Origin of the sequence: Tardiphaga sp. 42S5 (genome assembly GCF_034044155.1) — a bacterium.
Taxonomy (GTDB): domain Bacteria; phylum Pseudomonadota; class Alphaproteobacteria; order Rhizobiales; family Xanthobacteraceae; genus Tardiphaga; species Tardiphaga robiniae.
The window spans coordinates 1,559,869-1,571,137 of record NZ_CP139027.1; the positions used below are offsets into that span (position 1 = coordinate 1,559,869).

Annotated in this window: 10 protein-coding genes; 6 read left to right on the top strand and 4 right to left on the bottom strand. The window is 60.8% G+C overall.

The features are described 5' to 3' along the window. Nucleotides 1–8: 8 nt before the first annotated feature. Together SFY93_RS07285 and SFY93_RS07290 are read right to left on the bottom strand one after the other, a co-directional pair. Nucleotides 9–839, bottom strand: a complete 831-nt coding sequence (locus tag SFY93_RS07285; protein ID WP_320446579.1) for a class II aldolase/adducin family protein — start codon at nt 837–839, stop codon at nt 9–11. A gap of 51 nt (nt 840–890) precedes the next feature. Further along, a complete protein-coding gene (locus SFY93_RS07290) occupies nt 891–1,931 on the bottom strand; it encodes an MBL fold metallo-hydrolase (protein ID WP_320446580.1) in 1,041 nt (346 codons plus the stop codon). Nucleotides 1,932–2,074: 143 nt separating this feature from the next. Here SFY93_RS07290 and SFY93_RS07295 point away from each other — a divergent pair, with 143 nt between their 5' ends. Both SFY93_RS07295 and SFY93_RS07300 read left to right on the top strand, forming a co-directional pair. Continuing rightward, the gene (locus SFY93_RS07295) at nt 2,075–2,755 is read left to right on the top strand and encodes a DUF938 domain-containing protein (protein WP_320446581.1); all 681 of its coding nucleotides are present in this window, start codon (nt 2,075–2,077) and stop codon (nt 2,753–2,755) included. 114 nt (nt 2,756–2,869) lie between these two features. After that, the gene (locus tag SFY93_RS07300; protein WP_320446582.1) at nt 2,870–4,108 is read left to right on the top strand and encodes an MFS transporter; all 1,239 of its coding nucleotides are present in this window, start codon (nt 2,870–2,872) and stop codon (nt 4,106–4,108) included. Nucleotides 4,109–4,196: 88 nt separating this feature from the next. Here the strand turns inward: SFY93_RS07300 and SFY93_RS07305 are convergent, their stop codons facing one another. Both SFY93_RS07305 and SFY93_RS07310 read right to left on the bottom strand, forming a co-directional pair. Continuing rightward, complete coding sequence (locus SFY93_RS07305; RefSeq protein ID WP_320446583.1) at nt 4,197–5,420, bottom strand: LON peptidase substrate-binding domain-containing protein; 1,224 nt, start codon at nt 5,418–5,420, stop codon at nt 4,197–4,199. Nucleotides 5,421–5,641: 221 nt separating this feature from the next. Beyond that, a complete protein-coding gene (locus SFY93_RS07310; RefSeq protein ID WP_089262725.1) occupies nt 5,642–6,958 on the bottom strand; it encodes an ActS/PrrB/RegB family redox-sensitive histidine kinase in 1,317 nt (438 codons plus the stop codon). A 109-nt stretch (nt 6,959–7,067) separates the two neighbouring features. On the opposite strand from SFY93_RS07310, the gene SFY93_RS07315 reads away from it, so the two are divergent. The 4 genes from SFY93_RS07315 to SFY93_RS07330 all read left to right on the top strand — a co-directional run bounded on the left by SFY93_RS07315 (nt 7,068) and on the right by SFY93_RS07330 (nt 11,264). Beyond that, nucleotides 7,068–7,862 (top strand): ABC transporter ATP-binding protein, encoded by a 795-nt coding sequence (locus SFY93_RS07315; protein ID WP_320446584.1) that lies wholly within the window; start codon nt 7,068–7,070, stop codon nt 7,860–7,862. Continuing rightward, nucleotides 7,859–8,674 (top strand): ABC transporter permease, encoded by an 816-nt coding sequence (locus SFY93_RS07320; RefSeq protein WP_320446585.1) that lies wholly within the window; start codon nt 7,859–7,861, stop codon nt 8,672–8,674. The genes SFY93_RS07315 and SFY93_RS07320 overlap by 4 nt, the downstream gene beginning before the upstream one ends. 136 nt (nt 8,675–8,810) lie before the next feature. Further along, on the top strand, nt 8,811–10,136 hold the full coding sequence (locus SFY93_RS07325) for a polyhydroxyalkanoate depolymerase (RefSeq protein WP_320446586.1): 1,326 nt from the start codon (nt 8,811–8,813) through the stop codon (nt 10,134–10,136). Nucleotides 10,137–10,427: 291 nt separating this feature from the next. Next, the gene (locus SFY93_RS07330) at nt 10,428–11,264 is read left to right on the top strand and encodes a M48 family metallopeptidase (protein ID WP_320446587.1); all 837 of its coding nucleotides are present in this window, start codon (nt 10,428–10,430) and stop codon (nt 11,262–11,264) included. Nucleotides 11,265–11,269 lie beyond the last annotated feature (5 nt).

Sequence of the window (11,269 nt, forward strand, 5' to 3'; positions counted from 1 at the left end):
CGGCGTCGCTATTTGGGTGCCATCTTTTCCAGCGCGGCGCGCTTCCACAGATCCCAGGCCCGGCCATGGATCTGGTCGATCACAGCCAGCGTTTTCTGGCTTTCCTCGCCCAGCAAATAGCTCACCGATCCGCCGAGGGCGAGCGCCTGTGACTGCAGCTGCGCATTGACGTTGCTGTAATGGGCGCGAAACACCGCCATCGGAATCGTGCTCGCCACGACGACGCTGCCATGGCCCCGCATCAGCGCCACGCTGCGGTCGCCGAGCGTACTGGCCAGCGCCTTGCCTAGCTGCGTGTTGCTGACCAGCATGTTGCTCATGCCAGCGCTGTCGCGAATCTCGAATACCGGCACGTCAGGGAAAAGGAAGGCGCCGAGGTGGAACACTGGCCGTAACTGCGTGCTGCTGACGCTGAAGGGGATGATCCCAGGCGAATGCGTGTGGACGATGGCTTTGACGTCGGGCCGCGCCTTGTAGATTTCGCCGTGGATGAAGCGTTCGAGGAAACTGGCGCGTCCCTTCGCATCGACCGGATTGGAGTCGAGGTCGTATTCCATGATGTCGTCGGCCGTGACCAGCGCCGGAGCCACGGAGCGCCCCATCAGGTAGCGATTGGGGTCGGTCGGGTGGCGCATGCTGACATGGCCGAATCCGTCGATGACATTGAGGTCGGTGAGGACGCGGTTCGCCACCACGAGGTCCTGCATCAACGCCGGATCGACGGGGCCGGCAGATGTTGGCGCGGGGGTCTGTGCTGCAGTTTGTGCGGAGGCCGATTGCAGGGAGAGTACAAACACCATTGCCAGCAGCATTGGCGCAGCCGATCGTGTCGACGCCATTGTCATCCTCCCCATTGTCGAGCCGGCGGTTGGTCCGCCTTGCTTGCTATATCATGCAGCTAACACCGGACCGCCGGCTTTCTTCCACGCATCGATGCCACCGTCCAGATGCGCGGCATTGTCGATCCCTGCATCCTTCGCGGCAGTGACCGCCATGGCCGAGCGTTCGCCGAACGCGCAGAAGAACACGATGCGGCGCTTGGTGGCATTGGCCACCTCGCGCAGCATGCCGCCGGGCTTCAGGCTGTCCGATATCGTCGGGTAGGGCGCATGCAGCGCACCGGACAGCACGCCGTGCTTGGCGCGCTCGCCGCTCTCGCGCAGGTCAACAAGCAGGATGGCGGGATCGCCGAGATGGGCAATGGCCTCCCGCGGAGACAGCGCCAGGCCTTGCTTTTTCAGCGCGTCCGGCTTTAGCCCGACCTTCATATTAGCCGGGATTACCACATCCATCAGCTTCGGGTTCGGCAGGTTGAGCTTGCCCATCAGCTCGATGTAGTCCTCCACGGACTTCACCTGCAGGCGCGGATTGTAGCGCTTCTCTTCACCGATGGTGCTGACGGTGTCGCCCTTGTAGTCGTGCGCCGGGAACACCATCGTCTCGTCGGGCAACTTGAGCAGGCGGTTGAACAGTGAATCATATTGCGCCCGTGCGCTGCCGTTCTGGAAATCGGTGCGGCCGGTGCCGCGGATCAGCAGCGTGTCGCCGGTGAAGACGCGGTCGCCCATCAGATAGCTGTAGGAGTCATCGGTGTGGCCGGGCGTATACATCACATCGAGCTCGACGCCTTCGATCGTCACCTTGTCGCCGTCGCTGACGCGCATGGCTACGACGTCGGCCTTGCTCTGGTCGCCCATGATGGTGACGCAATGGGTGCGATCACGCAGTTCGGCAAGGCCGGTGACGTGGTCCGCATGGAGATGCGTATCGACCGCCTTCACAAGCTTCAGGTCGAGCTCGCGCAACAACTGGCAATAGCGATCGACCTTTTCCAGGACCGGATCAAGGATCAGTGCCTCACCGCCGTGGCGGCTGGCAAGCAGGTAGCTATACGTGCCGGACACACTATCGAACAGCTGACGGAAGATCATGGGTGTACCAATTCTGCGGTCGATCCTTCTTCAGATCGGGTATTCATCAGAATAATAACCCAATTATCGGTGTTTGGACGATCTCTTTCTTCTCTTGTTCGTGAACGCAACTTCGGGATACTGCCCGCAGCAGTGAGGACCTGATGGCGGAATATGTGGTTGAGTTCGGTCGGGATGGCCGGCGCGTGGAAGATGATGGCCGGCTCGATGCCGCAGCTTTCCATCGCAACCACGAGGCGATCTGGCGGGTTCTTGCGACTTTCCTGCAGCAGGCTTGCGGCGATGTTGTGGAAGTCGGCAGCGGCACCGGCCAGCATGTCATTCACTTCGCTGGACAAACGCCCGACATCACCTGGTGGCCGAGCGATCTCAATGATGCCCATCTCAAAAGCATTGCCGCCTGGCGCACCCATGCGAAATTGACGAATGTCAGGCCGCCGCTACGGATCGATCTGACCGATCCGGCATGGTGCCCGGAGATGGAGAACGGCAGCGGCCCGGGTGCGCTGCTCGCGGTGTTCTGCGCCAATGTCGTCCACATCGCGCCTTGGCCCGTCGCCGAAGGTTTGATCGCGGGCGCTGCAAAATATCTGCGGCCGGATGGACGTCTCTTTATCTACGGCCCGTTCAAGCGCGGCGGCAAACATACGGCCGTGAGCAATGCCGTGTTCGACACCAGCCTGCGCGACGGTAATCCTGACTGGGGCGTGCGCGATGTCGAGGATCTGGAGCACGTCGCGCAGGGCGGCGGCCTTCGGCTGGCTGAGGTCATCGAGATGCCCGCCAACAATCTGATCCTTGTATTTGCCAGGTCGCCGGGATGATCGGCGCATGGTGCGTGCGCGCTGGCGTGTGTTGATCTGCCGCAGGGCGGTCGTCATAGTCGCGCTGAACAAAGGCCCCGGGACGAACCGGGCCACATCCGGGCGGACTTCCCCATGATCGACGCGGCTACCCCAGAGATTCACGATGACGCGCGCGCACGTTCCAACGTGATGCGGCTGGCTGCGGCGCAGGCGCTTGGCGGCGCCAATTCGGCGGTCATCTTCGCCACCGGCGCCATTGTCGGGGCGACGCTGGCGCCCAGCGTCTCGCTCGCGACGGTGCCGATCTCGGTCTATGTCGTCGGACTTGCCTGCGGGACGCTGCCGGTCGGCATGATCTCCCGCGCCTATGGCCGCCGCGTCGCCTTCATCATCGGCAGTGGCGCCGGTGCGATCTGCGGCCTGCTCGGCGCCATCGCGATTCTGAAAGCATCATTCGCACTGTTCTGCTGCGCGACATTCTTCGGCGGCTTCTACGGTGCTGTCGCGCAATCCTATCGCTTCGCCGCCGCCGATGGCGCCAGCCCGTCCTATCGTCCGAAAGCCGTCTCCTGGGTGATGGCTGGTGGCGTATTCGCCGGCGTGCTCGGCCCGCAGCTCGTGCAGTGGACCATGGATATCTGGTCGCCCTATCTGTTTGCTGCGAGCTTCGCGGCGCAGGCGGTGGTTGCCCTGATCGCGATGGCGCTGCTCTCGACCGTGGATGCGCCGAAGCCTGCGCCTGCGGACATGCATGGTGGCCGGCCGTTGCTCGAGATCGTGCGGCAGCCGCGCTTCATCGCAGCCGCGATTTGCGGCGTGGTGTCCTATTCCATGATGAACCTGGTGATGACCTCGGCACCGCTGGCGATGAAGCTTTGCGGGCTGACGCTGAGCGATTCCAATTTCGGCCTGCAGTGGCACATCGTGGCGATGTATGGGCCGAGCTTCTTCACGGGATCGTTGATCGCACGCTTCGGCGCGTCGAAGGTCGTGGCCGCAGGTCTGGCGCTGGAGGCGATCGCCGCGGTGATCGGCATCGCCGGAATCAGCGCGATGCATTTCTGGGTTTGTCTCGTCGTGCTCGGCCTCGGTTGGAATTTCGGCTTCATCGGCGCATCCGCGCTGGTGCTCGAAACCCATCGGGCGCAGGAGCGCAACAAGGTGCAGGCCTTCAACGACTTCCTGGTATTCGGCCTGATGGCGATCGGTTCGTTCTCGTCCGGCCAGCTGCTGGCGAATTATGGCTGGCCCACCGTGAATGCCGTGGTCTTCCCGCCGGTCATTCTCGGCCTGGTCGCGCTGATCATGGCCGGCTTCGTCAAGCGCCGGGCGTCGCAGCAGGCCGCGGCGTTTCCCGATCCGGCTATCTAACCAAGGCGCATCACACACTTGCCGGCCTGGCGATCACCATCGCCCAAGCCGGCATTTGTGAACGACACTCTGAGACGTCCGGACGTCGTCAGGCCGATCCTGTGTTTCCAGTGATCGAGGTAGCAACCAGTTTCTGGGTGATGCCTTGTCCGCTAAGCAAGCGGACAGCCGGGCTTCTTGTTTCGGGCAAGATGGCCATCAAGGTGTTTGACCCTCTCACTTCGGACCAGCCAAGCTCCTGCGCGTGAACCGCAGCACGCTGAGACACACGCACAAATGCTGCCGTCGGCTGGCCATTCTTGCCGGTCTCGATCATTAGATTGTTCAGTTCCTTATCGAGGTAGCGGATCAGGTCAGCTTTCAGCGTGCCGAAATCGGCATTGCAATCCCGCAGCACTGCCGCGGCATCGGTGTCATCGACCAGTGCAAGTAACAGGTGCTCCAACGTTGCATATTGATGGCCTCTCTGGTCGGCATATTCGATAGCGCGTCGCCGTGTCGCGTGAAGCGCGGGCGAAAGCGGCAGCGTCGACAGGTCGATAAGGGCATCGGCGCTTTTCAGCCTCTTCACTGGATCGAGGGTCGCCAGCAGATTCTGCTTTTCGCTGATCGGCAGGACAATATGCGAGGCGATGACGTCGGCAACCCGTCCGGGGTCGAGGGTTCTCTCCAGTGGCGGCCAAATCGGTGGCACGCGTATGTCGTGAGCCGAAATGTAGCTCTCGAACCGCCTGACTGCCCGCTGGATCAGTTCGGGTTCATCAGGAATAGGACCCTCACTCACGCCTGCAACATCGACTCTATACGAGCCGGTCTCGCCTACGAAACGCTGAATCACGACGCGTTGGCGTCCCTGTGCCAGAACCCTGAGCGTGCCGTCATCAAGCCTTTGAATTTCAAGCAACTGGGCGAGAACGCCGATGTCGTAGATGTCCTCGAAGGCAGGTTGGTCCACAGTTTCGTTCTTTTGAATAGCAAGCACGACCTCCCGCTGTCGCGCAAAGGCATCTTTCAGAGCGAGTATTGTTTTCTCCCGTCCGACAAAAAGTGGGTAGGTCGTTGTCGGGAATGGAACGAGATCTCTCAGAGGAATGGCCGGGTAGCTTGATATTCCGGTTTGAAGTTTGATAGTCGGCACTCTTGGCGAAGTTCGACCGACCTGCAGCATCGCAGACAAGGTATTCCAGTCAGCGACACCCAATATTCTCGATATCAGCTCCAGGCTTTCGCTGTGACTGATCGTGACGGCTTTGGTGGTGAGGTTTTCGCGCAGGGTCTGCGCCATAGCCTTTGCATCGCGAAAATCGCGCATCTGTTTCGTCCTTTGCATGAGCGAACCAGGGGGCATCAGGTGGTTGCGTTGCTGACCCGGTCGCTCGGACAAAGGGTGTCGGCAAAGGAAGTGATACGTTCACCGTCCCGTTCAGGGCGCAACCGGCAGGTCGTATCAACCGAGATAAAATTGGCTCAAAGGCGTCTAGCTGTCAATGAGGTGCAACTGTCGGCTGCGTTCACGCGACAGTGAGACCTGTATCAGTCGACATCGGCCAATTGGTCCGCAGTCTCGAACGCGTCGCGCGGCCACGAGATTTGCACCACCGCGCCGTGATCGGGAAATACACGATTGCTGAACGTTACCCTGGCGCCGGTGCGCTCCAGCAGCGTGCGCGCGATGAATACGCCGAGGCCGAGGCCGCGATGTTCGCCCTCTTCGGCAGGGCGCCGGCGTGACAGATAGGGCTCTCCGATCCGCTTCAGCAGGTCCGGTGGAATGCCCGGGCCATCGTCCGAGATCGAGATCACGATACTTTCCGCATTCCACCAGGCGTTCACTTCGACCTGCTCCCGCGCGAAATCGACCGCATTCTCCAGAATGTTGCCGACGCCGTAGAGGATTGCCGGATTACGCATGCCGGCCGGTTCCGGGGCGTTGGCGACGGCGATGCGTATCTTGATGGCAATGCCAAAGTCGCGATGCGGCGCCACGGCTTCCTCGATCAGTTGCGAGAGCGGCATGCGGTCGAATGGCGCGCCGCTTGAATTCAGCTGCGTGATCTTGGAGAGAATCTCGCGGCAGCGCTGCGCTTGTTCGCGCACGGTCTTCAGGTCGTCGGCAAGTTCCGGGTTGTTGTGGATGTTCTTCTCGAGCTCCCGGGAGATCAAGAAGATGGTCGAGAGCGGCGTTCCCAATTCGTGCGCGGCAGCGGCGGCGAGACCGTCGATCTGGGTCAAATGCTGCTCGCGCGTCAGCACCAGTTCGGTGGCGGCGAGCGCGTCGGAAAGCTTGCGGGCTTCCTCGGTGACCTGAAATGCATAGAGGCTGGTCACGCCGATGGCAGTCAGGATCGAGAACCAGACGCCGAGCAGATAGATTTGCGGCAACACCAGCGGTTCTGCGGAGTCCCACGGTAGCGGCAGATGAAAGAACGCCAGCACGGTGGCAGAGGCTGCCGCGAGAACGCCGAGCGCGATGGTGAACCGGGTCGGCAATGCCGTCGCCGAGATCAGCACCGGTGCCAGAAACAGGAATGAGAACGGGTTCTGCAATCCGCCGGTGCAGTAGAGCAGGCCCGCCAGCTCGATGATATTGAGCGCGAGCAGGGCAGCTGCGAAGAGCGGTTCCAGCCGGTGGACCGGATTGAACAGCGTCTGCAGCACGAGATTGAGGGTCGCTGAAAGGCCAATGATCGTCACGCAGGGAATGATGGCGACGTCATATTCGAGCCCCTGCACCACGACGAAGATCGCGGCCAACTGGCCGAGCGCCGCGAGCCAGCGCAAACGCAGAATCGTGTCGAGGCGAACATAACGGCGCGGCTGGCGAAAGTCGGAGGCGGAAATATCGGTCATATCAGGACATTAGACGTCTCAGGCGATGACCACAAACCCATGCGGGCTGCGGCCACTTGAAGCGCCCAAGCTTGCCTTCGCCGCCACAATGCCGCATGGAACGGCAGCAATGACGATTGAAGACACCAAGTCAGGTCATGCGGCGACGGTTGATCGCAATGCTGCGGCGGCGATCGACGTCGCGCATCTCGTCAAATTCTACAAGACCAACTGCGCCGTGGATGACATCTCGTTCAAGATCGCGCGCGGCAGTATCACCGGTCTCCTGGGCGGCAACGGCGCCGGCAAGACCACCACCATTGCCATGATCATGGGGCTGACGCTGCCGACCTCGGGCAAGGTCTCGGTGCTCGGCTGTGCGATGCCGGCGCAATCAGCCGAAGTGCTCGGCCGGATGAATTTTGAAAGCCCCTACGTCGACATGCCGATGCGACTCACGGTCCGGCAGAACCTCACCGTGTTCGGAAAGCTCTATGCCGTGTCTGACCTCAAGGGCCGCATCGCGCAACTGGCCGAAGACCTCGATCTCACCGATTTTCTCGACCGCGCCAGCGGCAAGCTCTCTGCAGGCCAGAAGACGCGCGTCGCGCTGGCCAAGGCGTTGATCAATGCGCCGGAGCTGTTGCTGCTCGATGAGCCGACGGCCTCGCTCGACCCGGATACGGCCGACTGGATCAGGCGGCATATCGAGACCTATCGCAGGAGCAACAACGCCACGATCCTCTTGGCCTCGCACAACATGCTGGAAGTCGAGCGGTTATGCGACCGCATCATCATCATGAAGAAGGGCCGCATCGAGGACGACGACACCCCGGAGCAGATATTGCTGCGCTATAACCGCACGACTCTGGAAGAGGTATTTCTCGACGTCGCGCGCGGTCGCGACCGGGAGCAGGCGCCATGAGCCTCGTAGAGCGGTCACACGGCATCGCCATGCATCGCATCAATGCGATGGTGCTGCGCTACTGGTATCTGTTGGTGTCGTCGTGGCCGCGGATGCTGGAACTGGTCTATTGGCCGGCGCTGCAGATCATCACCTGGGGCTTCCTGCAGAATTACATCTCGCAGAATGCCGGGTTCTTCGCCCAGGCCGGCGGCACGCTGATCGGCGCAGTGATCCTGTGGGACATCCTGTTTCGCGGCCAGCTTGGCTTCTCCATCTCCTTCCTCGAGGAAATGTGGGCGCGCAATCTCGGTAATCTGATGATGAGCCCGCTGAAGCCGATCGAGTTTCTGATCTCGCTGATGATCATGAGCCTGATCCGCCTCGCCATCGGCATCATCCCGATGGTGATTCTCGCAATGTTCTTCAAATTCAACCTGTTCGCGCTCGGCCTGCCGCTGATCGCGTTCTTCTGCAACCTGATCTTCACGAGCTGGTCGCTCGGTATCTTTGTGTCGGGTCTGGTACTGCGCAACGGCCTCGGCGCCGAGAGCATTGTCTGGACGCTGATGTTCGGGCTGATGCCGCTGGCCTGCGTCTACTATCCAGTCTCGGTGCTGCCGACGTGGCTGCAATATGTCGCCTGGGCCTTGCCGCCGACCTATGTGTTCGAGGGCATGCGGGCGCTGCTGTTCGATCACACCTTCCGCGCCGACCTGATGTTGACTGCGCTGGCCATCAACGTCGTGCTGTTTATTGTTTCATTCGCGATATTTCTTGGGCTTTTGAACAGCGCCAGGCGCGCCGGAATGCTGATCTCCGGCGGCGAATAAGACCATTTATCAAGGGATAACCGCCGTTTTTACCGCCAATGGCCTGAAAGCCATGCGTGCGGCGCATTGACGCTTTCTTACGCAGACACCAGTATATACTGCAGCGCAAAAGCAGACGCTCAACGAGTGAGGACAGATGCCGATAGGTGAATTTGGCAGGCCGCCAGCCCTGCCGTCCGAGACGAGCCCGGCTCTGACCACCCCGATGTACTGGATGTATGAGATGGCCTACGCGTCGCTCAATCCGGCGCGCGCGATGACAGACGCTACCAGGATGCTGTTTCAGAATCCGCTGAATCCGTTCTCGCAGACTGAGTTCGGCAAGTCGGTGACGGCGGGCTGCGAATTGTTCGAACGCACCACGCGCCGCTACGGCAAGCCGGAATGGGGCCTGCACGATACCGACGTGAACGGCGTGCGCACGCCGATCGAGATTCGCTCGGTGTGGGAAAAGCCGTTCTGCCGTCTGTTGTATTTCGATCGCAAGCACCCGCGTCCGCTGCGCGGACCGCAGCCGCGCGTGTTGATCGTGGCGCCGATGTCCGGCCATTATGCGACATTGCTGCGTGGTACCGTCGAGGCCTTCCTGCCGACCCATGAGGTCTACATCACCGACTGGTCGGATGCGCGTCAGGTACCTCTGGCCGCGGGCCGCTTCGATCTCGAAGACTACATCGACTATGTGATCGAGATGTTCCACGTGCTCGGCGGCAACGTCCATGTTCTCGCCGTCTGTCAGCCCGCCGTGCCGGTGCTTGCTGCGGTGTCGGTGATGGAAGCCGAGAACGATCCCTATGTGCCCCTGTCGATGACGCTGATGGGCGGCCCGATCGATACACGCCGCAATCCGACCGCTGTGAACAATCTCGCGGCCGAAAAGGGCATGGATTGGTTCCGCAACAACGTGATCACCAAGGTGCCGTTTCCGCATCCAGGTATCATGCGCGACGTCTATCCAGGCTTTTTGCAGCTCAGCGGCTTCATCAGCATGAATCGCGACCGCCACGTGGAAGCACACAAGAAGCTGTTCGAGAACCTGGTGAAGGGCGATGGCGATCTCGTGGACAAGCATCGCGAATTCTACGACGAATATCTGGCGGTGATGGATCTGACTGCAGAGTATTACCTGCAGACCGTCGATACCGTGTTCGTCAAACATGCGCTGCCGAAGGGCGAGATGACCCATCGCGGCAAGCCTGTTGATCCGTCGAAGGTCGTCAACGTTGCGCTGATGACCGTCGAAGGCGAGAACGACGATATTTCCGGCCTCGGTCAGACCGAAGCGACGCATATGTTGTGCAGTTCGATCCCCGATGAGCGTCGTGTGCATTACGTTCAGAAGGGCGTTGGACACTACGGCGTGTTCAATGGATCGCGATTCAAATCTGAAATCGTGCCGCGCGTATCCGACTTCATGCTGAGCGCAGCAAGCGCGCGCCATCGCGCCGCTGCTGCGGAGTGATTCAACACGCGCACATGCGGTGACGATGCATCGTCATCGCATGTGCGCGATCACCATCGATGAATCGAAAACAACATCGTTGAAATGCGCGATCATCGCGTGTGAGTTGCGATGGCGCGCTTTCTAAGCCCTTGAAAATAGGCATGGAAACCGGATTTTCCGCCTATTTCTAGCAGCGGTGCGCGATTCACTCTTAGATTCCGAAATTCAACGTTCTTTTGAATCCAGATTCCTGTTCCGGACCCCATCCGGTAGGGGACAAATCGCCTTTTGACCCCGTATATTGGGCAAATGATTTGTTTTTGCGCCGAGCAATTCCCGTGGCGGCGGTTATGGCAGAATCCGGTCGATCTACTGACGACCGGGACTACTGACATGGCCTTCCGCGCACTTCTCTACCGCCGCCCCACCGAACCAGACACGCTTGCCGTCAAACACGGCTCCCAGATCTTCGCCATACGCCTGCGCAGGCACCGCCGTGCGACGCGCTATACGCTGCGCATTCATCCGAGCGAGCGCGAAGCCATCCTGACCATGCCGCCGCGTGGGTCATTGGCCGATGCAAAGGACTTTGCACAACGTCATGGCGCCTGGATCGCCGCGCGTCTCGGCCGTTTGCCGAAGGCAGCACCCTTCGAACACGGCACAACGGTTCCGTTGCGGGGAACTCCGCATCGAATCGTGCACCGCGCGGGGCGGGGGACGGTGTGGACCGAGACCCGCGACAATGGCGAGAAGATCATCTGCGTCGCCGGCGATGTCGAACATATCGACCGACGTATCCACGATTTCCTCAAGCGCGAAGCCAAGGCCGATCTCGTCAAGGCATCGAACCGCTATGCGGCGCAGCTGAACGTCAAGGTGAAGCGGATCTCGATCCGCGATCAGTCGAGCCGCTGGGGGTCGTGCACCACCGAGGGCTCGCTGTCGTTCTCATGGCGTCTGATCCTGGCGCCGCCCTTCGTGCTGGATTATCTCGCGGCCCATGAAGTCGGGCATCTCGTCGAGATGAACCACTCGGTGAAGTTCTGGCGCGTGGTCGGGCGTATCTGCCCGGCGACCGAACGTGCCAAGGTCTGGCTCGATACCCATGGCAACGACCTGCATCGCTTCGGCGTGCAGGACTGAGCTTC